Raw genomic sequence first — 24,489 nt, 5'->3', positions numbered from 1 at the left:
GGATTCCACGCACTCCCCGGCTCGACGCGGGTGACGACCGCGACTCGTCTCCCCCCTGCCGAGTCGCGGCGCCCGCCGGCCCCGTTGGCATCCCCCTCGTCACCGGGTCCACCTTGGCGGGAACTTCAGCGGGGCGGCTCGAGATCGCGACTCCCCCCTCCCTCGAGCCGTCCCGCCTGTTCATCTTCAGTCAAGCGGAGGCGCGGACGGCAGCTCCGAGGCGGTCGCCATCGCCGGTTCCGCCACCCGGCGCCGCTTGCGCAGCCACCACACCAGCGCCGCCGCGGGCACGCCGAAGACCAGCAGGAAAGGCGCCATCGCGCCGAGCACGGTCAGCAGGCCGCCGCCGAAGGTCAGGAACGCGTCCCAGCCTCCGGTGAGCCCGCCGAAGAACCCGCTGCGGGATTCCTCTTCCGCCGCCGCGACCGTCTCCGCCTTCACCTGCAGCGAAATCGTCGACATGGCGACACTTCCGGCCAGGCTCTCGCGCCGCTTCAGAAGCGACTCGAGTTCGGCTTCGCGGCTCGTCAGCTCGCTCTCCACGGAGGAGATCTCCGAAACCGACGTCGCCCTCGCGAGCAGCGCGCGGATGCGCTCGACACTCGCCCGCTGGGTGGCCAGCCGCGAATCGACGTCGACCATCTGCTCGGTCACGTCCGTCGCGGTGACCTCCCGCCGGATCTGCTTCCCGAGCTTCCCCAGCTGGTCCAGCACGCCGTCGAGGCGTTCGGAAGGCACGACGACGTTGATCGTCGCCCGCTTCTCCTGTGTGCTCTCCTGCCCGGTGTAACCGGCGGCGCCCTGGGTGATGACGCGCACCTGCGAGAGCACGTCGGCCACGTTGGGCGCGGTGAGCTCCAGGCTCGCCGTGCGCACCAGTTTGCGGTCGGCGATCCCCGGCTGCCCCGACGGCGCCTTCTCCTGGCCCGCTTTGCCCGCGCTGTCGGTGGCTTCCTTGTTCGGCGCGCCCTGATTCGGTGCCGCCTGCTTCCCGTCGGCCGTCATCGGCATCGCGGCGGATTCGCCGCCGGACTGGCTCGCCGAACAGCCGGCCAGCGCCAGCGCGACGCCGACGACGGCCACCCATCTCAATCGCTTGTACATCGGTCCGTTCTCCCTCCAGTGCTGCGGAGAGAGACGGAACCGCACTCGGCGCGGTTGCACCGTCCGGGTCACGAGTCGGTCAAGGCTCCGGGCTCGTGCCCGTTCGCGGGCTCGACGAGATGTTTGAACGCCGCCAGGTTCGCCAGCGACTCTCCACGCGAGACACGCCAGTCCCATTCGCGTTTGATCGACTCGGCGAACCCGAGTTCCAGCAGCGTGTTGAAGTCGCCGTCGGCGGCCTCCAGCACCTGCCCGAGGATCTTGTCCAATTCGGACTCGGTCACCGTGTCCAGGCCGAATTTGCCGACCAGGTAGATGTCGCCCATCGCGTCCACCGTGTAGTGCACGCCGTACAGTTTCGCGTTGCGGCGCAACAGAAAGCGGTAAACGTCCTCATGGGACTCGTCGGGACGGCGGCAGACGAAGGCCTCGACGGCGAAGGCGTGATCCCCGGCGACGAGCCAGCAGTTGGTCTGCAGCTTCTTGGTGCCGGGCAACGTGACGAAGTACTTTCCCTCGCCGCGCCTGTCGTACTCCAGGCCCGCACTGTCCAAAGAGGACCGCAAGGTCTCGTCGAGCGTCAAACCGCCACCTCCGCGCGCTGTTCGAGGGCACGCCGGAACGCGCCGGTCGCCTGAGCGTACGTGTCCAGCAGGCGGTCCGTCGTCCGGCGCCAGGAGAAGCGCCGCGCGTGGACGACGGCGTTGGCCGAAAGCTCGGCGCGCCAGCCGGGACGCAACGCGACGTTCGCGAGCGCGCCCGCCCAGTCCTTCGGATCGTGCGAAGGCACCAGCAGCCCGGAAACCCCGTGCGGGACCGCGACCGGCAGCCCGCCGACCTCGGCCGCGATCACCGGTGTCCCGCAGGCCTGCGCCTCGAGCGCGACCAGCCCGAACGACTCGTTGTAGCTCGGCACGGCCACGAGATCGGCCGCACGGTAGACGTTGACCAGCGACCGGCCCGGCTGCGGCGGCATGAACCGGGTCTGCTCCTCGATCCCGAGGGAGACGGCCAGTTCGCGCAGGGCCTGCGGCTGCTCCAGCCCGGTCCCGGACGGGCCGCCGACGATCAGCACCACCAGCCGCGACGCCAGCTCCGGACGTTCGCGCAGCATCTCGGCCGCGGCCAGCAGGAGCACGTCCGGCGCCTTCAGCGGCTGGATCCGGCCCGCGAAGGCAAGCACGATCGCGTCCTGCGGCAGACCGAGCGCGCGGCGCGCGGCCGAGCGGGAGCCGGGCGTGAAGCGGTCGAGGTCGACCCCCGGCGGGATGGCGTGCACGGCGTGCGGATCGGCGTCGTACAGCTCGATCAGCTCGCGGGCCTCGACGCGGGTGTTCGCGACCAGGCAGTCCGCCTCGTCGACGACCTGCTGCTCACCGATCACGCGGGTGCGCGGCTCGGGGGTGTCGCCCTCGGCCAGCGCGGCGTTCTTGACCTTGGCCAGGGTGTGCGCGGTGTGCACCAGCGGCACGCCCCAGCGGTCACGGGCGAGCCAGCCCGCCTGGCCGGAGAGCCAGTAGTGCGAATGGATGAGGTCGTAGTAGCCCGGCTCGTGGAACGCCTCGGCCCGCAGCACCCCGGCGGTGAACGCGCACAGCTGCGCGGGCAGCTCGTCGCGTCCCAGCGGCTCGAACGGCCCGGCCGGGATGTGCCGGACCAGCACGCCCGGCGCCAGTTCGGCCACCGGGGGCTGATCCGAAGACGTGGCCCGCGTGAACACCTCGACCTCGACGCCGCGGCGGGCCATCTCGGTGGCCGTCTGGCTCACGTAGACGTTCATCCCGCCCGCGTCGCCGGTACCCGGCTGTTCCAGCGGAGAGGTGTGCAACGACAGCACCGCGACGCGCCTGGGCGCGGCGTCGAACCCGTGCAGAGGGATCGTCACCTGGTCAACACTCCTGAAGTCCTACTGATCGGCGAATCCGCGCAGCAGCTCACCGAACTCGTCCGCCGCTTCGGCGAACGGCAGATGCCCCACCTCAGGTAACCAACGCAAGACGGCACCCGGAATCTTCCCGGCCGCGTATTCCGCGGACGTCGGATCGATCACAGCGTCCGCGAGACCATGGACGATCAGCGTCGGTTTGTCCAGTTCGCGAAGAACGTCCTCGCTGCCGACGTCACGCCGGAACAGCGCGGAACGCACCGCGGGCGGGGTGGACAGGCAGGCTCCGAGCAGCGACTGGGCGAGCGTACCGGACACCGGCGAGGCGGTCATCCGCGCGCTGAACTGCACCAACGCGGGAATCGCGACCGCCGGATCGTCCGACAGCACCGCCGGGATGGCCTCGCGCATGGCCGGGCCGACCTTGCCGCCGGGCCGGTTCTTGCCGATTTCTGTGATCGCGCCCACAAGGACGACACCACTGAGCCGGGACGAGCCGTGCACGCGAAGGTAGTCCGCGATGACGAGCCCGCCGTAGGACCAGCCGACGACGATCGCGTCGTCACCGGCGAAGTCGAGGACGGAGGCGAGGTCCTCGGCCCAGACACGGGAGTCGTCGTAGCCGGCGGAGGGCACTTCGGAGTCCCCGTGACCGCGCAGGTCCATCGCGACCAGGCGGAACCGCTCACTGAGCGAGGGATCCGCCAGCTGCGGCGCCCAGGCCCGGCCGGACTGGGCCCAGCCGTGCACGAACACGATCGGACGGGTGTTCTCGGCGCCCTCGACCCACAGGCCGATCCGCGTTCCGCCGTAGCCGACGACCTCGGTCTTCATGCCTCGCAGCCTAAAGGTCGACCTGGGTCACCCCCACCCGCCAGAAGTCCGTGAAGGCCTCCTTCCCTACCCTGAAGGTAGGCAAGGAGGCCTTCACGGACTTGCGGACCCGCGGCGACTACTTGATCGCGGAGAGGGCCTTCCAGGACTTCCAGTCGTAGAACCAGTTCTTGACGTCCGATTTGGTCGGACTGCCCAGTTTGGAACCGGTGATCTCGACCGGGTCGCCGATCAGCGCCGAGTCGAAGTACTTCTTCGCGTCCGCTTCCAGCAGGTTCACGCAGCCGTGCGAGGTGTTGGACCGGCCGATGTTCGACGCGTTGTCCTGGTTCTCGTGGATGTACTCGCCGTTGTTCGAGATCCGGCAGGCCCACTTCTTGTTGACGTTGGTGTAGCCGTAGCGGGCGTTGTCGAACCGCGCCGTCGGCTCCTTCGTCATCACGATGAACGTGCCGTTGGGGGTGTTGCGCTGGACGTCGCCGTCGAGCCCGTTCGAGCACGGGTAGCTCGCCGACTCGGCGCCACCGCGGTAGACCTTCATCGTGTGGTCCGGGGTGTTGACCTTGACCACCTGGTTGCGGCCGATCTTGAACTTGGTGGTGACGTCGGCCTTGCCGTACGCGCCGCCGCCGAGCGCGACGCCGTAGAGCTTCGCCTCGACGTTGACCGTGATGTTGGCGGGCCAGTACTCCTTGGGCCGCCAGTCGACCTGGGTGTCCGAAAGCCAGCCCCAGGAGCCCTCGACGTCCTTGTCGGTCTTCACCTTGAGCGCCTTCTCGGCGGCCGCCTTGTCCTTGACCGGGGACGCGAACTTCACGCTGATCGGCATCGCGACGCCGACCTCGGCGTTGTCGGCCGGGTTCAGCGTGGCGCGGACCTCTTTGGCGGGCTTGAGCGTGGTGAAGGAGCCCTTGAACTCGGCGGGCTTGTTGTCGCTGCCGGTGGCCTTCGCGGCGTAGGTGTACGTCTTGCCATAGCCGAGGACCTCGGAGCTGGTCCAGGTGAGCCCGTCGGCGGACAGTTCGCCCTTGACGTCCTTGCCGCCGTCCGCGGTGACCTTGACCTCGGTGAGCTTGCCGTCGGCGACCTTCACCACGACCGGGGTCACCACGGGGGCGTCCTTGGCGTCAGCGGCGGGCTCGGCGGTGATCTTGGCTACCGGAGCGGCTTCCTGCTCCCCGCCACCGCTGCTGCCCTCCGGCTTGGCGCTGCCGCCTTCTTCGCTGGAGCAGGCAGCTGCCAGCATGGCCGCACCCGCGGCGAGCGCGGCCTTGAACACCGTGCGCCGTTCGATCACCGTGTACCTCCCATGAGCCCCCCGCGAGCTTCTACCCGCTCAGCGCTGAAGACCTCTCCGACGTTACCCGTGGCGACGGAACTCACCCTCGCCCCTCGGAGTGATAGACGCACGTGGGTGGCCTGGGGTTGTTCACCCTCCCGCATTTAAAGCGAGCAGTTGATGAGCAGGGGCTCCGGGTGCAGCGAAACACCGAAGCGGGCCTCGACGCCGTCACGCACTTCGCGCGCCAGAGCGAGCAGGTCCTCCGTTGACGCCTTGCCCCGGTTGGTGAGCGCGAGCGTGTGCTTCGTCGAGAGCGAGACCCGGCCACCAGGCCCTTCATGGCCCTTCCCGAACCCGGCCCGCTCGATCAGCCACGCCGCGGACAGCTTCGTGCCGCCGGGCGCCGGGTACTGCGGGACGCGCACGTCCTCGCCCACCACGTCCACGATCCCCGCCAGCACCTTCGCCAGCTGCGCCTCACCGATGATCGGGTTGGTGAAGAACGAGCCCGCGCTCCACGTGTCGTGGTCGTCGGCGTCCAGGACCATGCCCTTGCCGCGACGCAGCCCGAGGACCGCTTCGCGTGCTTCGGCCACCGGGACCCGGTCTCCGATCTCGACGCCGAGCGTGCGGGCGAGTTCGGCGTAGCGGACCGGGGCCGAGAGGCCGTCTTCCGTGACCTTGAAGCGCACCGTGAGCACGACACCCGCGTCGGTCCCCTTCAGGATCGACGTGCGGTAGCCGAAGCCGAGTTCTTCGGCGGTCAGCGTGCGGATCTCGCGGGCGGCGCGGTCGTAGAGGTCGACCGAGACGAGTGATTCGGCGACCTCGCAGCCGTACGCGCCGACGTTCTGGATCGGCGTCGCACCGACCGAGCCGGGAATCCCGGAGAGGCATTCGAGCCCGCCGATGCCCTCGGCGACCAGGCCCTCGACGAAACCGTCCCAGTTCTGGCCCGCCGCGACCTCGACGAGACCTCCGTCACGTGTCCAGCCGGTATTGCCGACCTTCAGCACAGCGCCGTCGAAGCCGTCGTCGGCGACGATCAGGTTCGAGCCGCCGCCGAGCAGCAGGACCGGCTCGCCGGCGTCGTCGGCCTCGCGGACCGCGTCGACCAGGGCCTGCACGGTCTTCGCCTCGGCATAACGCCGCGCCGGGCCGCCGAGGCGCAGCGTGGTGTGGTCGGCGAGGGTGGGAGTTTCGGCAGTGCTCACGCCCGTGAACGGTACTGTCTGGCGCCATGGCCTCCCGTATCGAGCACCGCTCAGCGTTCTCCGCAGACCTCGCGACCACGTTCGACGCGGTCGCCGGCGAGACGGCGCTGCGGGCCAGGCTGGAGCAGATCGGCGGCGACGACGCGGAGCTGCTGGAGTACGCCCCGGCCGAGGACGGGGTGCGCTACAAGCTGCGTCAGGGCATCAGCTCGGACAAGCTCCCGTCCGCCGTGCGGACCCTGCACCGGGGCGATCTGATCGTCGAGCGCGAGCAGATCTGGAAGACCGCCGGAGCCGGGTACACCGGCACGGCGACGGCGTCGGTGTCGGGCGTGCCTGGCGAGATCACCGCGAAGACGTCCCTGACCGACGATGGTGAGCGGACGACGCTGGTGAACAGCGGCGAGGTCAAGGTGCGGATCCCGTTCGTCGGCGGGAAGCTGGAGAGCGTGATCGCCGAACAGGTCACCAAACTGCTGGAACGCGAGGCGGAGTTCGTCGCGAAGTGGCTGGCCGAGAGCTGAAGCCGGTCGGGGCACCGACTCGCGGGACGACCAACCCCAACCGGCTGCGCCGCGTCGACCGCTGGCTCGCGAGCGACGCAGGTGTGACGCGGCTGCTGCGCCGCGCGGACGAACCGCTGGTGGTCGACCTCGGCTACGGCGCCTCCCCGGTGACCACCGTGGAGCTGGCGCGCCGGCTGCGGTCCGTGCGCCGCGACGTCCGCGTGCTGGGCCTGGAACTGGACGCCGAACGGGTCGCCGTCGCGCAGTCCGCCGTCGACAAACCGTGGCTGGACTTCCGGCGCGGCGGCTTCGAACTCGCCGGGACGCGGCCGGTGCTGGTCCGCGCGTTCAACGTGCTGCGCCAGTACGACGAGGCCGAGGTGCCGGGGGCCTGGTCGCTGATGCTGGACGCGATGGCGCCGGACGGACTCCTGGTCGAAGGCACCTGCGACGAGATCGGACGGCTGAGCACCTGGGTCGCCGTCGGCAACGACGGACCGCGCACGCTGACCCTTTCGGTCCACCTCGCCAGCCTGGAACGTCCGTCCACAGTGGCCGAACGGCTGCCCAAGGTCCTCATCCACCGCAACGTTCCCGGCGAGCGGGTCCACGAACTACTGTCCACTCTCGACGTCTGCTGGGCGACGGCGGCGCCGCACCGGAACTTCGGCGTCCGTGCCCGCTGGGCGCATACCGTGCACCTGCTCACCGGCCGGGGCTGGCCGGTGCTGAACCGGCCGTCGCGCTGGCGGCTCGGCGAGCTGACCGTGCCCTGGTCCGCCGTCGCACCGCGTGACCCTGACTAGGACATTCGCGGGAATTCACCGGTAGCACCCCACTCCGTCACCCCGTAGCGACCTGCGGTGATCACCATGGAACCGTGGAACTGCTGGAGTACGTCACCGAGCTGCTTCGCGGCACGCTGGGATCACCCTGGCTGTGGGTGATCGTGTTCCTCGTGTCCGGGTTGGACGCGCTCCTGCCGTTCATGCCGAGCGAGACGGCGGTCATCACCGTCGCCGTGCTGATCGGCCCGGACTTCCCGCAGCTGATGCTGCTCGCGCTGGTCGCCGCGCTCGGCGCGTGGGTGGGCGACTGCCTCGGCTACACCGTCGGCGCGGCCGCGGGCCCACGGGCGCTCGCCCGACTCCAGCGCGGCCCGGACGGGGTCCGGCGCTACGAATGGGCGAAGATCCAGGTGCGGCGCAACGCTGTCCTGCTGATCCTCGCCGCCCGCTATCTGCCCGGCGGCCGCGTCGCGAGCGGTCTCGCCAACGGCAGTCTCGGCTATCCGCCGGGCAAGTTCGTCTGGCTCGACGCCGTCGGCGCGAGCATCTGGGCGGTGTACAGCGTCCTGATCGGTCTCGTCGGCGGAGCGGCCTTCGCGGACGAACCGGAGAAGGGCCTTCTGCTGTCCTTCACGCTCGGCCTGCTGCTGGTCGTGGCGATCGAGATCGGGCGGCGGGTCCGCGTCCGCATCCTGACCCGGCGCCGCGCGGCGGCCGAGACCAGCGACAATGGTGTGCGTGTCGAACCCTGAACGTCGCTATGTGATCTCCTTCGGCTGCCCCGACCGCACCGGCATCATCGCCCGGATCTCGGGCTTCCTCGCCGAGCACGGCGGCTGGATCGTCGAAGCGGCGTATCACACGGATCCGGACACCGGCTGGTTCTTCACGCGCCAGGTCGTCCGCGCCGACTCGCTCCCGTTCGACGCCACCGAACTCCGCACGCGCTTCGCCGAGGTCGCGAAGTCGCTTTCGGCCGAGTCGAGCTGGCAGGTCAGCGACACGGGTGAGCGACGTCGCGCCGTGATCCTCGTCTCCAAGGCCGGGCACTGCCTCTACGACCTCCTCGGCCGGGTCGCGTCCGGGGAACTGGACGTCGACGTCGCCGCCGTCATCGGCAACCACGCTTCGCTGGGCGACATCACCCGCGCCCACGGCATCCCGTTCCACCACGTCCCGTTCCCCGCGGGCGACGCCGCCGCCAAGGCGTCCGCCTTCGCCGAAGTACGGAAACTGGTCGACGAGCACGACCCGCACGCCGTCGTCCTCGCTCGGTTCATGCAGGTCCTGCCCGCGGAACTGTGCGAGGCCTGGGCCGGGCGGGCGCTCAACATCCACCACAGCTTCCTGCCGTCGTTCGTCGGCGCGCGGCCGTACCACCAGGCCCACGCGCGCGGGGTGAAGCTCATCGGCGCGACCTGTCACTACGTCACCGCGGACCTCGACGCGGGCCCGATCGTCGACCAGGACGTCATCCGCGTCGACCACGGCGACTCGGTCGACGACATGGTCCGCAAGGGCCGCGACATCGAGAAGGTGACGCTGGCACGCGGGCTGCGGTGGCACCTGGAGGGCCGCGTGCTGGTGCACGGTAACCGAACTGTCGTCTTCTGATGATTCACTGAGGTCATGGGGACTTCAGAGATCAAAACGATCGAGACGCTCGATGCGCTGCGTGAACACCTGGGCCACCCGGCCGAGCGGACGCGGGGGAAGATCATCCCCTTCATCGATCAGCACGCGCGCACGCTGATCGAGCACTCGCCGTTCTACCTGCTGGCGACGGCGTCGTCCGACGGCACCTGCGACGTCTCCCCGCGCGGCGACCCGGCGGGTTCGGTGAAGGTGCTCGACGACAACACCCTGGTGCTGGCGGACCGGCCGGGCAACAAGCTGCTCGACAGCCAGACCAACATCATCGAGAACCCGCACGCCGGACTGCTGTTCCTCGTGCCGGGCATGAACGAGACGCTGCGGATCAACGGCCGCGCGAAACTGGTCGCGGACGCGCCGTTCTTCGACGAACTCGTGGTCAAGGGCAAACGGCCCGCGCTGGCGATCCTGATCGAGGTCGAAGAGCTGTACATGCACTGCGCCAAGGCTTTCCTGCGATCCTCGCTGTGGAAGCCGGACACCTGGCCGGAGCGCTCCAGCCTGCCGACCGCGGGTCAGATCTTCCGTGACCAGATGAAGCTGGACGTCACGGCGGAGGCGCTCGACGCCGCACTGACCGAAGGCGCCCTCACGACGCAGTACTGAGCGGGTGAGGGCGCCGGGAACGGCGTCAGACGCGGACCAGCATCTTGCCGGTGTTCGCCCCGCCCAGCAGGTCCAGGAAGGCCTGCGGCGCGTTGCGGATACCGTCCACAATGGTCTCGGAGTACTTGAGCTCGCCGGAGGCGACCAGCGGCGCGACCTCCTTGACGAACTGCGGCTGCAGCGCGAAGTGGTCTCCCACGAGCATGCCGCGCATGGTGAACCGCTTCGCGATGATCGACGCGAGGTTGCGCGGTGCCGCGGCCGGTTCGGTGTTGTTGTAGACCGAGATCATCCCGCAGATCGCCATCCGGCCGTGCAGGTTGATCGAGTCGATGGCCGCTTCGAGGTGGTCGCCGCCGACGTTGTCGAAGTACACGTCGATGCCTTCGGGTGCCGCCGCGCGCAGCTGCTCGATGACCGGGGCGTCCTTGTAGTTGAACGCCGCGTCGAAGCCGAGCTCGTCGGTCAGCCACTTGACCTTGTCGTCCGTGCCCGCGCTGCCGATGACCCGCTTCGCGCCCTTCAGCTTCGCGAGCTGCCCGACGACGGACCCGACCGCGCCCGCCGCACCGGACACGAAGACGGTGTCGCCCTCCTTGAACTCCGCGACGTCGAGCAGCCCGGCGTACGCCGTGAGCCCGGTCATGCCGAGAACGCCGAGGTACGCGGTGACCGGCGCGGCCTCCGGGTCGACCTTCACCGCGTGCTTGGCGTCGACGACGGCGTGCGAACGCCAGCCGAGGCCGTGCAGCACGATGTCGCCCGGTTTGAAATCGTCCACCGTGGACTCGAGCACTTCACCGACGGCGCCGCCGTGCATGACCTTGCCGACCTCGTACGGCTCGGCGTAGGACTTCGCGTCGCTCATCCGGCCGCGCATGTACGGATCCACGCTCAGCACCTGGTTGCGGACCAGGATCTGGCCTGGCGCCGTCACCGGGATCTCGACGTCGGCGATTTCGAAATTCTCCAGCGTCGGGACACCGTGCGGACGGGAGGCGAGCCGGATCTCGGTTGCGTTCACGAGGTAACTCCAAGTCTGTTGCCGAAGCGGGGCGATCGCCCGTATTCATGCCCGGTACAACGGGCTAACCGGGGCGACCATTCCGATTGTGGCGAGCGCTACACGACCTCGGCGAGTTTGCCGAGGACTCCCTCGTAGATCCGCTTGAGCCCGCCGGGCGCGAAGGTCTTCTCGAAGAAGCCGCCGATACCGCCCGCGCCGTCCCAGGACGTCTCGATACGGACGAGGCTGCCGTCCGGCACCTCGCGAACGGTCCACGTGGTGACCATGCTGGAGTTCGCGTCGGTCTCGACGTAGGTGCCTTCGGACGGCTCGGTCACTGTTGCGGCGACGTCGCGTACGCGCTTCGACGTCGCCTGCAGCTTCCAGCTCGCCTTCGTGCCCGCGCCGACTCCGCCTTCGGTGACCTCGTAGTCGCGGTAGTGCTCGGTGAGCAGCTTCGGTCGGGTTTCGGCGTAGTCCGCGACGAGCGCCCTGACCTTGTCCGCCGGCGCTTCGATGGTGCGCTCCGCGATGGCCGTGACCTTTCCCATCCCACTCCCTTTCACCCGTGTTGCAAGACAGCGTCCACGATTCCACCGCCGCGCGCAGGAGGAGCGAGCGGGCCCTGCCTCGGACGCGAGAAAAGGTCCCTTGACCTCAGGCCTGGGTCACCGTGGTCGTGAGTGGCGTTTCGGGTTAGCGCCAAAGGCGCCTTAGGTACCTGCGGTCGCACGGTCTCGCGTGATCAGATGGACGACACACGTGACTGAACGGACGACGCGCGTGACGGGACGGACGACACGCGGCGGACACCGGCGGCGAGCGTGTCGTCCAGCCAGTCACGCGTGTCGTCCATCTGATCACACGTGCCGTCCACTCAGTCACGCGAAAGTACCGAGCTGGGCCACCTGCGCGAAGGTGGCGGTTCCGCGGCTATCGGCTCGACGGTGAAGGAATCAGGACGTTCAACGTCCTGATTCCTTCACCACCACGGGGTCGCCCGGTCTCGGATCTTGATCAAGGTCGTGCCGGTCATGTCCTGGGGCAGACGCCGCGACGGGGGAGGTTCCCGGACGTTCAACGTCCGGAATCTTCCCCGCTCGACCGCACCAAGACGAAGCAGGTCCACGAGTGTGGAGGATTCAGGACGTTCAACGTCCTGAATCCTCCACACCCGACCGCCACTCGCACCAGCGGATAGGCAAATACGGGGTCCGTCAGAACGATCATTGCCACTCACGACCACGGTGACCAAGCGCTCCGGCAGCGCCGCAAGTACATGAAGGCCCCCTTCCTGTACCTAGGCGCAAGGAAGGGGGCCTTCATGTACTTCAGCCGGGACTAGATGAGGGACTTTTCCTTCAGCCAGTCCTTCGCGACGTCGCCCGGCTTCTCGCCGTCCGAGTCGACGCGCTTGTTCAGCTCGCGCAGTTGCACGGTGTCGAGGGCCTTGCTCACGGCGTTGACGGCGGCCGCGAAGTCGGCGCCGCGCTCGTCGAGGACCTTCTTGTTCACCGCGGGCACGACGTTCTCGGTCGGCACGATGGCGAGGTCGTCCTCCAGCGCCACGAACTGCGGGTCGCCGACGAGCGGGCTCACCGAGTCGACCGGGATGACGGTGACCTTGCCGGACCGCAGCTGCTCGACGCGCGGACCCGCTTCCTGCACGGTCTGGAAGGTGGCCTTCAGCTTGTAGACGTCCGTGAAGCCCTTGAAGCACGGAAGCCGCTTCTCGCACTCCGGGCCGCCCGCGACGATGACGTTGTCGACCTTGGACAGGTCGCTGATCTTCGTGAGGCCCTTCTCCTTGGCGAGGTCGGCCTTCACGATGTAGGTGTTCTTGTCCTCCGCCGGCGAGTAGTCCAGCAGGCCGACGCCGTCGGCCTCGAACAGCTTCTTGAGCTGCTCGTGCTCACCGGCCGCGTCCTTCGCGGCTTCCTTGCCGAAACCGGTGGTGATGGCGGCGCCTTGGTACTCCGGGATGAACTGGAGTTCGCCCGACTTCAGTGCCGGGTAGATCAGCTCGCGCGAACCGAGGTTCAGCTTGCGGGTGATCGGGTAGCCCTTGGCCTCCAACGCGTTCGCGTACAGCTCCGCCAGGACCAGGCTGTCGGTGAAGTTGAAGGACGCGACGACGATCGGCGCCCCGCCCTTGCCCTGAGCGGCAGGGGCCGCCGCGTCGTCGCCGCCCCCGCAGGCGGTCATACCGAGGACGGCGGCGGCGAGCACCGCGCCCACTCGAACATTCCGTGTCCAGCGCACGTGCACACACTCCTATGACTCGTTCAGAGGAATGGACAGTATCTCCGGGTCACGACAGAATCCACATTTTGAGAGTTCCGCCCCGCGTGCTCCCGGATACCGGAATCGGGACGCCCGAACGGGGTAAGGTCGGCCGGTGCGAGCCTCCTCCGTGTTCCCCGTACCCGCCCAGGGCGGGCGGCCACTGTTCGAGTGGCGGTGGGTGGACCGCCACCTCGACGAGATCTTCGAGCGGCTCGGCGAGCACATCACGCTCACCGCGGTGGCGCTCGCCATCGGACTGGTGGTGTCGATCGGTGTTTCCGTGGTTTCGCTGCGTCGCCGGTGGTTCTACGCGCTCGCGCTGGGCGCGGCCGGTTCGTTGTACGTCATCCCGAGCCTCGGCGCCTTCGCCGTACTCGTGCCCTTCACCGGCCTGACGTCCTTCACCACGGCTGTCATCCCGCTGGCGACGTACACGTTGCTGATCCTCATCCGCAACATCGTCACCGGCGTCGAACAAGTGCCCAAGGAAGTCCGCGAAGCCGCGATAGGCATGGGTTTCACGCGTGCACGGTTGCTGTGGCAGGTCGAACTGCCGCTCGCGCTGCCGGTGGTGATCGCGGGCCTGCGGGTCGCGGCGGTGACCACGATCGGGCTCGTGACGGTCACTTCCATGCTCGGCAAGGGCGGTCTCGGGTACTTCATCCGCAACGGCATCCAGACCGCGACACCGAACCCGACGTCGATCATCGTCGGCGTCGGGCTTTCCGTGGTACTGGCCGTGGTGGTCGATCTGCTGCTGTGGCTCGGCGGGCGCGCGCTCGCGCCGTGGTCGCGGAAGGTGGCGTCGCGATGAGCATCATCGACCAGACCATCGACTGGTTCGGCGAACCGAACCGCTGGAGCTGGACCGATCCGGCCGGCGTGCCGTACCGGACCGTCGAGCACCTTCAGTTTTCGTTGCTGGCACTGGCGATCTCGGCCGTGCTGACGATCCCGGCCGCGTTGTGGCTCGCGCACTACCGCCGCGCCCAGTTCCTCGCGACGAGCGCGGTGAACATCGGCCGCGCGATCCCCAGCTTCGGGCTGGTGATCCTGTTCTGGTTCCTGGCTTCCCGGCTCGAAGTCGACACGACGTTCTGGCCGCTGATGCTCGCGCTGGTGGCACTGGCGCTGCCCCCGTTGTTCACCAACACCTACGCGGGCGTCATCCAGCTGGAGCAGGAAACCGTCGACGCCGCGCGCGGAACCGGCTACCGCGAGTGGCAGATCATGCTCCGCCTGGAGTTGCCGCTCGCGTCGCCGGTCATCCTCGCGGGTGCCCGCGTCGCTTTCCTGCAACTGGTGGCGACCGTCGCGATCGGCGCGATCGTCAACGACGGCGGCGGGCTCGGACGGTACATTGTGGACGGTTTCGCACTCGGGGATCCGGGCCACGGCGAAATCCTGGCGGGCGGCATCGCCGTCGTCGCACTGGCTTTGGTGTGCGAGGGCGTTTTCGCGCTCATCACGCGTTGGGTGACTCCGCGCGGGCTGGCGATCCAATCCCGCGCGGAAACCCGCTCCTAGTAGAGGATCCAGACCCAGTAGGTGTCACCGTCGAGGATGTGGTGCCTGCTGAGGAAGTCGTTCACGCTCCGCTCCATCGCCAGGTAGTCGCCCTCGAGGACCGGGTTGACCGCGAACGACGAGCCCTCCGAAGTGCCCGGCGAAAGGGCCGCCCCGTCCTTCGTGCTGTTGAACGGATAGACAGCGCACTCGCGGGGCCACCCGTTCGCGTCGCGGTGCCACTTCGGGCCCCACCGCTGCTGGCAGTACCGCTCGGCGATCAGCTTGTTGGCTTGCCAGGCCGCCTGGTCGTGGTGGATCCGGGTGATCGGGTGGTTGCGCTTCCCGTTGCTGTTGGAAAAATTCCCCGGAATGTAATGGCCTTCCAGTCTCCCCGGATAGACGCTGGAGACACTGCCGTGGAGCGCGTCGGCCACCAATCGCCCGTATTCCGCGGTCTCCGGATCGTGAAGATCCACGTAGAACATGGCAGGCCTCGGGAAGACACACTTGCTTCCTTGGACGTAATCGGCCACGTCGCACCGCGCTTGGGTCGAGAGGGTCGGCGCGTCCAGCACCTTGCCGTTCTCGCCCTCGACGAACAGGGTCCGGCCGAGGTTGTACCAAGCGCGCTTCTCGGCCCGGATCCCCGGCGGATCGGCGGGATCCGGGGCGTCCTGGCCGCGCATGGTGAACACGGTGTTCTCGACGGGCCGGGCCTTCCACTCCGCGATGCTCTTCGTGACCTTGGCTTCGGGCACGTCACAGACCGCGGTCCCGCCGGTGTTCTTCGCGGCGCACGTCATGGCGGCGCCGAACCGCGTGGTGTCGGGAAGGCCGCGGAGGACGGCGAATTGTATCCGGTGGCCGATGACGACGCGGCGCTGAGAAGGCACCATGTTCCGGGTGACGACCACGTACACGACCGCCTCGCCGATCAGCGGGCAGGCCGACGCGGGGCAGGCGTACCGCTGATAATGCAATTGCGTGATCTGACAGGTGGAAAAACGATTCTTGAAGTATCCGTCCGCGGGAGGCCGACTGACATAACATCCGTCGAAGGTGACCGGCTCCGGCGTGTTCTTGTCGGTGAGCGACTGTTCCGCGGTACCTTTTTCCGGAACCGTGCGCAGGTCCACGCCCGCCGGGAGATTCTCCCCCGGTGGTGACTCCCGCAGTATCTCCCAAGGTGTCGCGAGGGTGGCGGCTTGTGCCACGCTCACCATCGGAGCAACGAGCGAGACCACCGCGGAGATCATGAGCGCGACGCGCCAAGGTCTTCGAAAATTCATGGGTGTCCCCAATCAATAAACACTGTGGACTGCCCAGATTAAGGGAGCGCCGACGTCGGAATCGCCGTCAGAACGGCCCAAATCCGCCGGAGGAAAACGCGGCGACAAGAGCAGTCACTTCCGGCCCCAATGACCGATCGACGGCGACCGGCGGCACCAACTCCCGTAGCCGCGAGTACGCCGCCCGGAGTCCGGGCGCTCCCTCGCCGGACGCCAGCCACCGCGCCTGTGCGCCCGTGATCAGCTCGCAGGCCGTAATGGCGGACATCCGCGCGCAAGCGTCACGAAGCTGATTCCCCGCCGCCCACGCGAACGCCTGCACGTCCTCCTGCCCGGCGGAAGTGTCGACGGAGCCCAACGTCGCCGGTGTGGCCAGCCGCCGCAGCGCGTGCAACTCCCCCACCGCGCGTTTGTGCAGCGGTACCAGTCCCGCCTGCGGCCCCGGATCCGCCGCCAGCTGGGCGGGCAGACCGCTGAATCGCTCGTCCAGCAGCCGGTGCGTCCGCTGGACGCTCACCTCGCCGAGATGGACCAGCGCCGCCGTCACCGCGTCCATCCGCAGCCCGAGTTCGACGGCGTGGAAACCCGTCGTGGACACGAATCCGCCATCGAGGAACGCCGGGGAGTCGGTCGGCATCGAGCGGCGCACCGCCTCGTCGAGCTCACCGGAAACCCTCTCCAGATGGGCGATCGCCCGCGGAGCGACCCGGACGGAAACGGGCGCTTGCACGACCTCCGGCCGTTCGGCGGAGCCGCGGATCAGTCCGCTCACTTCGAGCAGGACCGAACGGAGAACCTGATCGTCTCCCGCCAGCGCGGGACGGTAGACCGCTTGCGGCGCACCGAGAACGTCGATCGCGATCGCCGCGGCCAGCGTCTGCAGCTCCCCGAGCCGCCGGACCTCGGTGAGTGCGAAGGCGGCGAGTGTCTCGGCCAGCGGCGAGCCCTGGATGAGGGTCGCACCCTCCTTGAGGCCCGGCTCGTACGGCTTCGCCAGCACCTCCGACGCGGGTGTCTCGACGCCGCCCACCAGCACGGTCCCGACGCCGAGGAAGGTCTGGAAGGCATGCGCCAGCGGGATGATCTCGCCGGCGCTGCCCAGCCCCGTCCTCGGCACGGCGGGCGTGAATCCCTCGTTCAGCCGGTCGACGAGGAACGTCACCAGTTCCGGGCTCGCGCCCGCCTCCGGCGCGAGCAGATCCCGCAAGCGCACCAGCAGCAGCCAGCGCACCTCCTCCGCCGAGAGCCAGGGCGGCCCGCCGACGGCACGGCCGATCAGCAGGTTCCGCTGATGCGCGCTCGACGCGGGCGAAGCGACTCCCGCGAGCCGCCCCATGCCGGTGTTCACGCCGTAGACGGGGCGATCGGTCAGCGCGCCGAGGACGCGGGCGCGGTTCTCCCCCAGCGTCGCCAGCAGCACGGGGTCGAGCTCGATGGACTCGGCCTCGAAGGCCAAGGCCAGCTCGAAGTCCTTTGTGGACAGCCTCACTCGACGGGACGGGCGAGCCCGTCGATCACCTCGGCGCCGGGCAGCGAGGCGAGGACCGGGCCGGGGATCAGCAGTTTGCCGCCGCGGACACCGCTTCCGATGACCAGTTCGGGTTCGTCGGCGACGCGCTGGTCGACGAGGATCGGCCAGGCCTCCGGCAGGCCGACCGGCGTGATGCCGCCGTACTCCATGCCGGTGAGCGAGACGGCCTCGTCCATCGGGGCGAAGGACGCCTTGCGGACGTCGAGACGGCGTTTGATCACGCCGTTCACGTCGGCGCGGGTGGTGGCGAGGATCATCGCGGCGGCGAAGCGGACCTCGCCGGCGCGTTTGCCGGAGACCACGACACAGTTCGCGGACGCGGAGAGCGGTGAGCCGTACGCCTCGCAGAAGGCGGCAGTGTCGGCCAGTTCGGCGTCGATCTCGACGACGCCGACGGCGTCCGGATCGGGAAGGGCGGCGAGCGCCTTGGCGACGGGCTCGGCGAGCAGGTCCGTCCGGGAGAGGGCGGGGACGACGGTGAGGCTTCCGGCGATGGTCCAGGTAGTCACGTCGCCACGATAGTCACCAATTGCGGCCGCCGCGCTGCACCTCGATGAGCTTGGGCCGGACGTCGACGAGGTAGACCAGGACCGCGACCAGGGCGGGCAGCCACAGGATCATGCCGCCGCCGTAGAACTTGAAGAGGGTCATCACGACGGTGGCCCCGCCGGTGATGAGCATCCAGATGGGTTTGGTCTTCCGATCGGCGGCCGAATACGCGTCCGAGCGCTGGAGCAGCGCATGCACGAAAGCGAATAGCCCCGTCAGTGCGCCGCCCCAATGGATGGCGATGAGGATCCAGTCGGCAACGAACACGAAGTCAGCTTACGTCAAACCGGGCGAATGCCCCCGACCCCTGGCACCGGAGCGGTGCCAGGGGCCAGGGAGTTCACGCGGACCTTACTTGTCGGTCGTCTTCGGCGCGGTGGCCGGCTTCTTGGCGGCAGGGCTGGTGGTGGTGCGACGCGGGGCCGGGGAGGTGGTCTTCGGCGCGGTCTTGTTGGCGACCTTGCGCGAAGCCGAGCGGGTCTCGTGCGCGAGGTCGTCGCCGATCTCCTCGACCTCGTCGGCGATCTCGCCCGCGACCTCGGTCACCTTGCGGGCGGTCTTCTCGCCCACCGAGCGGGTGCCCTTGGTGACCTTGCCGAGCACGGTGTCGATGCGCTCACGGGCGTCGGTGGTCACGTCTTCGACGCGGTCCTGCGCGGTGCTCAGCGCCTCTTCGATCTGCTCGATGGTCTTCTTGACCTGCGGCTGCGCGGCGAACTTGTCCCACGCCTGCTCGCCGGACTCGGCCAGCTTGTTGTACAGCTTCAGCGCGGCTTCGGTGTACTCGTCGATGACCTTGCGCAGCTCGGCCGGGTCCAGCTTCTCGCGGATGCCCTCGACGTCGTGCGGAAGCTCCTCGATGTTCTTGCGAGCCGCTTCGCCGCTCTCGACGACGCGCTCCTTGGCCTTCGACACGGCGTCGACGACGGCCTGGCCCGCCAGGTTTCCGGCGCCCAGCGCGGCCAGCAGCGGGGTGCGGACCTGGTCGAGGGCGGTGTGCTTGCGTTCGGTCTTGGTGGCCGTGGTCATGCTGACTCCTTGGTGTCTGCGGCTTGATCTGGGGTGGTCGCCTGCGCCGGTTTCGCGGCGGCGTTCTCGCGGCGGAACGATTCGTAGACGTCGAGCAGGACCTGCTTCTGCCGTTCGGTCAGCTCGGTGTCGGCGCGGATCGCGTCGCCGACCGGGCCGCCTGTCGGCAGATCGAGGATTCCCGCTTGCACGTAGAGCGCCTCGGCCGAGATTCGCAGGCCCTTGGCGATCTGCTGCAGGATCTCCGCGCTGGGTTTGCGGACCCCGCGCTCGATCTGGCTCAGGTACGGATTGGAAACGCCGGCGAGTTTCGACAGCTGCCGCAAGGAGATCTTCGCGTTGCTGCGCTGCTGGCGGATGTACTCGCCGATGTCGGAAGCGATGTCCGCGACCTTCTCCATCGGTCCGCCCGATGCGGGCTGATCCCGGTTGGTGTCTGACATCGGTCACCTCCTCGCGACGTCTTCAACGCTACGCGCGAGTGCTAGCTATTGCAAGCACTCTGCTTGCAACCATCGGGTGTGTTGGTGCTCACCCCGCTACCGTGGAGGGATGTCGAACGCGACGCGGCTGCGGCGGCGACTCGTCGAGCATCTGCTCGGCGAGGGCGTACTGCACGACGCGCGCTGGATGACCGCGTTCCGCACCGTGCCGAGGCATGTCTTCCTGCCGCGGTTCTTCGTGCCGGCGGCCAACGGCTGGGCCGCGATGGAGCACGGCGACGAAGGCTGGCTCAACCGCGTTTACTCCCCCGACGTGCTGGTCATCCAGCTCGACGACGATTCCGGGCTCTGGGAACGGGCGCGCTATCTCGGCGCGCAGCCGGGGACGCCGACGAGTTCGTCCAGCCAGCCGTCGATCATGGCGATCATGCTCGAAGAGCTCCGGGTCGCGGACGGGCACCGTGTACTGGAGATCGGCACGGGCACCGGCTACAACGCCGCCCTGCTGTGCCAGCGGCTCGGCTCCGGGCTCGTGTACACAGTGGACATCGACCCGGAACTGGTCGACGCCGCCCGCAAGCGGCTCGCGGAGGCGGGGTACGCGCCCTCGTGCGCCGCTGCCGACGGCGCTCAGGGCTTCCCGGCGGGCGTGCTCTACGACCGGGTGATCTGCACGTGTTCGGTGTCGTCGATCCCGCCCGCGTGGCTGGAACAGACGGTGCCGGGCGGTTTGATCGTCACCACGCTGAACCGGCCGATCGGCGGCGGGCTGGTCCGCATCGTCGCGGGCGAGGGCGCGACGGGCCACGGACGCGTGCTGGCGCGCGACGGTCGCTTCATGCCGCTGCGCGCACACCGGTTCAGGCCGTCGAAGATGCCGGACGGCGACATCGCCTGGCGGCCGACACCGCTGCCGCTGGGCGTGATCACCGAAGTCCGCAGCCGCTTCGAGTTCTTCGCCGGGCTCCAGCTCCCTGGCGTGACGGCGTTGCGGGAAGGCCAGCGCACCGCACTGGTCCATCCGGACGGCTCATGGGTACGGCATCGGCAGACCGGCGGCGAGTTCGAAGTGGCCGAAGGCGGCCCGCGGCGGCTGTGGGCGAACGTCGAACGCGCCCACGAGGAATGGCTGGAACTCGGTCAGCCGTGGCGGGACCGGTTCGGGCTCAGCCTCGACGGCGAGGATCAGGTGATCTGGCTCGACTCGCCCGATGGCCGCACCTGGCCGCTCTGCCCTTGAAGCAGGCGCCGCACCCACGACTCGACGTGGTCGACGGCGGCGTCCACCGGGATGCGGGTGGTGTCGAACAGCTCGACCGGCGGATCCATCGACGGCGCTTCCCGGCGCAGCCAGTCGTTGAACTCCAGCATCTCCTCGACCCGTTCCTCGTCCCACTCGCGCCAGGCCGGGCGCGCCAGCAAGCGTTTGCGCAGGGCTTCGGGCTCGCTGACGAGCGCCAGATAGTGGATGCCGGAGAAGAAGACGCGCTCGGGCAGCCGCTCGAACTCGGGCGGCGCGACAGTGCCGCAGAGCACGACCGGCCGCCCGTTCTGGTGCAGCATCGCCGCCATCCGCAGCCAGGTCGAGCGGAACGCGGGATGTCCGGGGACGTCGTCGCGCAACGCCCCGGTCCACAGCACGTCCTGCTCGACCACGAGCGCGAGGTCGCCGAGACGACGCGCCAGCAGCGGCCCGACCGTCGACTTGCCCGCCCCGCTCGGCCCGGTCAGCGCGAGCAGCGGCAGCCGCCGGAACGGCCACCGGTGCGCGCATTCCGCGCACACCAGCAGCCCGCTCTCGACTCGTGGCCGTTCGGCGCGATCACCGCAGGCCGGGCAGATCTTGAGATCGAGGACCACGGTCAGTCGAAGAGACCCTCGAGGAAGCCGCCCTTACGACGCTTGTGGCCGTACCCGTGCGGCGAGTCCGCGTAGCCACCGCGGTATCCCTTGGGCGAGTCGGCGTAACCGCCCCGGTAGCCCTTCGGCGAGTCCGCGTACCCGCCGCGATGCGGTCGCGGGGAGTCCGGACGGCCGTAGTGCGGCGCCGGCGCGTGCCCACCTCCCTGATACGGCGGAGGCTGGTGCCCGCCGTAGTACGAGTTCTCGGCACCGGCGATGGCCTCCAGCTCGCCCCTGTCCAGGAAGATGCCGCGGCATCCCTGGCACTGGTCGATGTGGATGCCGTTCTTGTCGACGGTCTTCATGGCGTTCTGACACTTCGGACAAATCACGTATCAGAGATTACGCATTTTTCGGGCCCGAGGTCAGCAGGCGCACAGGCAAAACGGGTGCCCGGCCGGATCCGCGTACACCCTGAAGGTCTCCGGGCCGTCGTCGAGCAGCTTCGCGCCGATGGCCAGCGCACGCTCGTGAGCGGCTTCCAGGTCGGTGACGTCGAGATCGACGTGCGCCTGCTGCGGGTTCTCCGCGGACGGCCAAGCGGGCGGCCGGTAGTCCGGCACGCGCTGGAACGAGAACCGCGCGCCGCCCTCCGGGTTCCGCAGGGTCACCCAATGCCCGTCCTCGGCGACGTCGGCCGCCTTCCAGTCCAGCAGCTCGCGGTAGAACTCCGCCAGCGCGACCGGGTCCGGGCAGTCGAGGGCCACCGCGCCGAAGGTCGGTACCGCACCCATGATTCAGCCTCCAGGATGATCGAGTAACCAGTGAAACGATTATGTAGGTTATCGGAGCCGATGACAACCGGTCCCGCCCGTACACTGGGGAGGTGAACACCGACGCGTCCCTGGTGGTCGAGTTTTTGAACACGGTGAGCGTCGAACGCGGCGCCGACCTCCTGGACGATCTGGAGACCTGGCAACGCTGGGCACGAGATCACCGGCTGCGCGCGGACACCCCCGCGGCCGCACGCGAAACACGGGACGCGCTGCGGGCGGCGCTCGGCGACCCGCGGCTGCCCCGGCTCGGCCTGCGCGCGCCGACGGAGATCGTCCTCGGCCCGGACGGCCCGCTCCTGGTCGCGGAAACGGTCAACGAAGCGGTGATGGCGGCGTCGACCCGGCTGACCGTGCTCGGCGAGTGGATCCGGCTCAAGATCTGCCCGGCGGACGACTGCCTGTGGGCGTTCTACGACGAATCGCGCAACCGGTCGAGGACGTGGTGCTCCATGCGGTCGTGCGGGAACCGGGAGAAGGCGCGGACCTGGCGGGCGCGCACCGCGGACGTCTCGACCTGAAACCCCGCACTTGGTCGACCACTTGCGGCGGTGAGACACGCGGAACTCACGTGCTCGGGCCCGTCAGTCACGTGCTTGGAGACGGGACTCGCGTGCTTGGAGACGTCACGGCTTCAAACACGCGAGTTCCGCCTTAAAGCCCGCGAGTCCCGTCTCCAAGCACGCGAGTGCGGCGCCTGATCACGCAAGTCACGCCTTCACCCCGGCTACCGAGGCCCGTCCCGAGGCCGGGCGCAGTCCGTGAAGGCCTCCTTGAGGGACTCTGAGTCCCTCAAGGAGGCCTTCACGGACTTTCGCGGACGCCACCGAACACAAGTTGTGGGGTCACCCACCCCCGAGTTACCCCCAGGGGTTGTGCACACCGTTAGGCCAAAGACGTGAAAAGCTGTGGATAACCCTGGGGATGACTCCACTTCCTGTGGACAACTCCGGGTGAGGCCTCCGGAGTGTGGTATAAGCCGAAGCCTCAGAAGAGCAGCTGCGCGACCGCGTAGATGACCAGCCCGGCGAGCGCGCCGACCACCGTGCCGTTGATCCGGATGAACTGCAGATCCCGGCCCACCTGGAGTTCGATCTTGCGCGACGTCTCCTCGGCGTCCCAGCGCTCCACGGTGTCGGTGATGATCGTGGTGATCTCCTTGGAGTAATGCGTGACCAGATAGGCCGCCGCACCCTCCACCCAGGTGTCCACTTTGGACCGGATCTGGTCATCGGAGACCAGGCGGCCGCCCAGCGTCTCGAGTCCGGTGCGCACGCGGCGCCGCAGCTCGCTCGACGGGTCCTCGGCGGCGTTGAGCAGCATCTCCTTCGCCGTCGCCCACGCCGAGCCGATCAGCTTCTGCACCTCGTCGTGCCCGAGCATCTGGGCCTTGACCTGCTCGGCGCGGGCCATCACCTCGGGGTTGGTCTGCAGGTCGATGGCGAATTCGCCGAGGAACTTGTCCACCGCCAGCCGCATGGGGTGGTTGACGTCGGTCTTCACCGCCCACACGAAGGACAGCACCTCGCCGTAGACCTTGTCCGCGAGCATCTCGTCGACGAACTTCGGCGACCAGCTCGGCGCCCGGTCGGAGACCACGCGCAGCATCGTCGTGTGGTTGTCCCGCACCCATTCGTAGGCGCGGTCGCACATCAGGTCGACCAGTTTGTGGTGCGCCCCGTCGGCGAACACGCCTTCCAGGATCTTGCCGAGCGGCGGGCCCCACGGCTTGTCCACGATCCGCTTGACCACGGCCTGTTCCATGATCGCCTGGACGTCTTCGTCGCGGAGCACCTTGACCGCGGCCCGTACGACGGTGGCGAGTTCGGAGGTCACGCGTTCGGCGTTCCGCGGCTGCGAAAGCCAGCCGCCGAGCCGCTTCGAGACCTCGACCCGGCTCAGTTTCTCGCGGATCACGGATTCGGAGAGGAAGTTCGAGCCGACGAAGTCACCGAGGCTGCTGCCCAGCGCGTCCTTCTTGTTCGGGATGATCGCGGTGTGCGGGATCTTGATCCGCAGCGGATGCCGGAACAGCGCCGTCACCGCGAACCAGTCGGCGAGCGCGCCGACCATCCCGGCTTCGGCGGCGGCGCGGACGTAGCCGACCCAGGCCGGCCAGCCCGCGGCCTCGGCCCAGCTGGTCAGCAGGAAGATCACCGTGGCGCCGAGCAGGAACGACAGCGCGACCATCTTCATCTTGCGCAGGCCGCGGCGCTTCTCCTCCTCGGCGGCTGTTCCACCTGGCGGATCGGCTGGGGTCACCTTGGCGGGCGTCAGTTGCTCCACACCACCATTGTCCG

At 68.7% G+C, this 24,489-nt stretch carries 28 protein-coding genes; 9 read left to right on the top strand and 19 right to left on the bottom strand.

What is annotated here, in order from left to right; translation table 11 throughout:
• Positions 1-186 precede the first annotated feature (186 nt).
• The 6 genes from AMYAL_RS0120320 to AMYAL_RS0120295 form a co-directional block, all read right to left on the bottom strand.
• Complete coding sequence (locus tag AMYAL_RS0120320; protein ID WP_020633135.1) at positions 187-1,104, bottom strand: DUF4349 domain-containing protein; 918 nt, start codon at positions 1,102-1,104, stop codon at positions 187-189.
• Positions 1,105-1,172: 68 nt separating this feature from the next.
• Positions 1,173-1,688, bottom strand: coding sequence for a type III secretion system chaperone family protein (locus tag AMYAL_RS0120315; RefSeq protein ID WP_020633134.1), 516 nt, complete (start codon positions 1,686-1,688; stop codon positions 1,173-1,175).
• Complete coding sequence (gene mshA / locus AMYAL_RS0120310; RefSeq protein ID WP_020633133.1) at positions 1,685-2,989, bottom strand: D-inositol-3-phosphate glycosyltransferase; 1,305 nt, start codon at positions 2,987-2,989, stop codon at positions 1,685-1,687. The genes AMYAL_RS0120315 and mshA overlap by 4 nt, the downstream gene beginning before the upstream one ends.
• A 21-nt stretch (positions 2,990-3,010) precedes the next feature.
• On the bottom strand, positions 3,011-3,823 hold the full coding sequence (locus AMYAL_RS0120305) for an alpha/beta fold hydrolase (RefSeq protein ID WP_020633132.1): 813 nt from the start codon (positions 3,821-3,823) through the stop codon (positions 3,011-3,013).
• Between the two features lie 118 nt (positions 3,824-3,941).
• Entirely contained in the window at positions 3,942-5,120 is a 1,179-nt protein-coding gene (locus AMYAL_RS0120300) for a L,D-transpeptidase (RefSeq protein ID WP_020633131.1), read from the bottom strand.
• A gap of 146 nt (positions 5,121-5,266) precedes the next feature.
• Complete coding sequence (locus AMYAL_RS0120295) at positions 5,267-6,319, bottom strand: UDP-N-acetylmuramate dehydrogenase (RefSeq protein WP_020633130.1); 1,053 nt, start codon at positions 6,317-6,319, stop codon at positions 5,267-5,269.
• 26 nt (positions 6,320-6,345) lie between these two features.
• Here AMYAL_RS0120295 and AMYAL_RS0120290 point away from each other — a divergent pair, with 26 nt between their 5' ends.
• The 5 genes from AMYAL_RS0120290 (at position 6,346) to AMYAL_RS0120270 (ending at position 9,872) form a co-directional block, all read left to right on the top strand.
• On the top strand, positions 6,346-6,843 hold the full coding sequence (locus AMYAL_RS0120290; protein WP_020633129.1) for a DUF2505 domain-containing protein: 498 nt from the start codon (positions 6,346-6,348) through the stop codon (positions 6,841-6,843).
• A complete protein-coding gene (locus tag AMYAL_RS0120285) occupies positions 6,825-7,631 on the top strand; it encodes a hypothetical protein (protein WP_020633128.1) in 807 nt (268 codons plus the stop codon). Before AMYAL_RS0120290 ends, AMYAL_RS0120285 begins: the two co-directional genes overlap by 19 nt.
• A 74-nt stretch (positions 7,632-7,705) precedes the next feature.
• Positions 7,706-8,365, top strand: a complete 660-nt coding sequence (locus AMYAL_RS0120280) for a DedA family protein (RefSeq protein WP_020633127.1) — start codon at positions 7,706-7,708, stop codon at positions 8,363-8,365.
• The gene (gene purU / locus AMYAL_RS0120275) at positions 8,343-9,227 is read left to right on the top strand and encodes a formyltetrahydrofolate deformylase (RefSeq protein ID WP_209447241.1); all 885 of its coding nucleotides are present in this window, start codon (positions 8,343-8,345) and stop codon (positions 9,225-9,227) included. Before AMYAL_RS0120280 ends, purU begins: the two co-directional genes overlap by 23 nt.
• Positions 9,228-9,242: 15 nt before the next feature.
• Positions 9,243-9,872, top strand: a complete 630-nt coding sequence (locus AMYAL_RS0120270; RefSeq protein WP_020633126.1) for a pyridoxamine 5'-phosphate oxidase family protein — start codon at positions 9,243-9,245, stop codon at positions 9,870-9,872.
• Positions 9,873-9,897: 25 nt separating this feature from the next.
• Here the strand turns inward: AMYAL_RS0120270 and AMYAL_RS0120265 are convergent, their stop codons facing one another.
• From AMYAL_RS0120265 to AMYAL_RS0120250, 3 genes are all read right to left on the bottom strand, one after another.
• Positions 9,898-10,896, bottom strand: coding sequence for an NADP-dependent oxidoreductase (locus AMYAL_RS0120265; protein ID WP_020633125.1), 999 nt, complete (start codon positions 10,894-10,896; stop codon positions 9,898-9,900).
• 98 nt (positions 10,897-10,994) lie between these two features.
• A complete protein-coding gene (locus AMYAL_RS0120260; protein ID WP_020633124.1) occupies positions 10,995-11,429 on the bottom strand; it encodes an SRPBCC family protein in 435 nt (144 codons plus the stop codon).
• A 790-nt stretch (positions 11,430-12,219) separates the two neighbouring features.
• Positions 12,220-13,116: an ABC transporter substrate-binding protein gene (locus AMYAL_RS0120250; protein WP_020633122.1), complete on the bottom strand. Its 897-nt coding sequence runs from the start codon at positions 13,114-13,116 to the stop codon at positions 12,220-12,222.
• A gap of 175 nt (positions 13,117-13,291) precedes the next feature.
• Here AMYAL_RS0120250 and AMYAL_RS0120245 point away from each other — a divergent pair, with 175 nt between their 5' ends.
• Positions 13,292-13,978: an ABC transporter permease gene (locus AMYAL_RS0120245; protein WP_020633121.1), complete on the top strand. Its 687-nt coding sequence runs from the start codon at positions 13,292-13,294 to the stop codon at positions 13,976-13,978.
• On the top strand, positions 13,975-14,691 hold the full coding sequence (locus tag AMYAL_RS0120240; protein WP_026467271.1) for an ABC transporter permease: 717 nt from the start codon (positions 13,975-13,977) through the stop codon (positions 14,689-14,691). Before AMYAL_RS0120245 ends, AMYAL_RS0120240 begins: the two co-directional genes overlap by 4 nt.
• Here AMYAL_RS0120240 and AMYAL_RS0120235 read toward each other — a convergent pair.
• From AMYAL_RS0120235 to AMYAL_RS0120210, 6 genes are all read right to left on the bottom strand, one after another.
• A complete protein-coding gene (locus AMYAL_RS0120235) occupies positions 14,688-15,962 on the bottom strand; it encodes a hypothetical protein (RefSeq protein ID WP_063712239.1) in 1,275 nt (424 codons plus the stop codon). The genes AMYAL_RS0120240 and AMYAL_RS0120235 overlap by 4 nt on opposite strands.
• A gap of 67 nt (positions 15,963-16,029) precedes the next feature.
• Positions 16,030-17,451 (bottom strand): aromatic amino acid lyase, encoded by a 1,422-nt coding sequence (locus AMYAL_RS0120230; protein WP_020633118.1) that lies wholly within the window; start codon positions 17,449-17,451, stop codon positions 16,030-16,032.
• Positions 17,448-18,002, bottom strand: coding sequence for a YbaK/EbsC family protein (locus tag AMYAL_RS0120225; protein WP_020633117.1), 555 nt, complete (start codon positions 18,000-18,002; stop codon positions 17,448-17,450). Before AMYAL_RS0120225 ends, AMYAL_RS0120230 begins: the two co-directional genes overlap by 4 nt.
• Positions 18,003-18,015: 13 nt before the next feature.
• The gene (locus AMYAL_RS0120220) at positions 18,016-18,309 is read right to left on the bottom strand and encodes a DUF2516 family protein (protein WP_020633116.1); all 294 of its coding nucleotides are present in this window, start codon (positions 18,307-18,309) and stop codon (positions 18,016-18,018) included.
• Between the two features lie 84 nt (positions 18,310-18,393).
• On the bottom strand, positions 18,394-19,071 hold the full coding sequence (locus AMYAL_RS0120215; protein ID WP_020633115.1) for a hypothetical protein: 678 nt from the start codon (positions 19,069-19,071) through the stop codon (positions 18,394-18,396).
• On the bottom strand, positions 19,068-19,472 hold the full coding sequence (locus tag AMYAL_RS0120210; protein WP_026467269.1) for a helix-turn-helix domain-containing protein: 405 nt from the start codon (positions 19,470-19,472) through the stop codon (positions 19,068-19,070). The genes AMYAL_RS0120215 and AMYAL_RS0120210 overlap by 4 nt, the downstream gene beginning before the upstream one ends.
• 151 nt (positions 19,473-19,623) lie before the next feature.
• Here AMYAL_RS0120210 and AMYAL_RS0120205 point away from each other — a divergent pair, with 151 nt between their 5' ends.
• Positions 19,624-20,754, top strand: a complete 1,131-nt coding sequence (locus AMYAL_RS0120205) for a methyltransferase domain-containing protein (protein ID WP_020633113.1) — start codon at positions 19,624-19,626, stop codon at positions 20,752-20,754.
• On the opposite strand, the gene AMYAL_RS0120200 is transcribed toward AMYAL_RS0120205, so the two are convergent.
• Genes AMYAL_RS0120200 through AMYAL_RS0120190 form a run of 3 tightly spaced genes read right to left on the bottom strand, consistent with a single transcriptional unit; the run spans position 20,700 to position 22,150 of the window.
• On the bottom strand, positions 20,700-21,374 hold the full coding sequence (locus AMYAL_RS0120200; RefSeq protein ID WP_020633112.1) for an AAA family ATPase: 675 nt from the start codon (positions 21,372-21,374) through the stop codon (positions 20,700-20,702). The two genes, AMYAL_RS0120205 and AMYAL_RS0120200, sit on opposite strands and share 55 nt — an antisense overlap.
• A 2-nt stretch (positions 21,375-21,376) precedes the next feature.
• Positions 21,377-21,748 carry a TFIIB-type zinc ribbon-containing protein gene (locus AMYAL_RS0120195; RefSeq protein WP_084702137.1) on the bottom strand — a complete coding sequence of 124 codons (372 nt, stop codon included), beginning with the start codon at positions 21,746-21,748 and terminating at the stop codon, positions 21,377-21,379.
• Positions 21,749-21,781: 33 nt separating this feature from the next.
• Complete coding sequence (locus AMYAL_RS0120190) at positions 21,782-22,150, bottom strand: VOC family protein (protein WP_020633110.1); 369 nt, start codon at positions 22,148-22,150, stop codon at positions 21,782-21,784.
• Positions 22,151-22,242: 92 nt separating this feature from the next.
• Here AMYAL_RS0120190 and AMYAL_RS0120185 point away from each other — a divergent pair, with 92 nt between their 5' ends.
• Entirely contained in the window at positions 22,243-22,710 is a 468-nt protein-coding gene (locus AMYAL_RS0120185) for a CGNR zinc finger domain-containing protein (protein WP_020633109.1), read from the top strand.
• 466 nt (positions 22,711-23,176) lie between these two features.
• Here the strand turns inward: AMYAL_RS0120185 and AMYAL_RS0120180 are convergent, their stop codons facing one another.
• Positions 23,177-24,475, bottom strand: a complete 1,299-nt coding sequence (locus tag AMYAL_RS0120180; RefSeq protein WP_020633108.1) for a DUF445 domain-containing protein — start codon at positions 24,473-24,475, stop codon at positions 23,177-23,179.
• Between the last annotated feature and the right edge of the window lie 14 nt (positions 24,476-24,489).

The sequence above is a fragment of the Amycolatopsis alba DSM 44262 genome (assembly GCF_000384215.1).
Classification (GTDB): Bacteria; Actinomycetota; Actinomycetes; order Mycobacteriales; family Pseudonocardiaceae; genus Amycolatopsis; species Amycolatopsis alba.
Note: the sequence above shows the minus strand (reverse complement) of the source record. Positions and strands in the feature narration are given on the sequence as shown.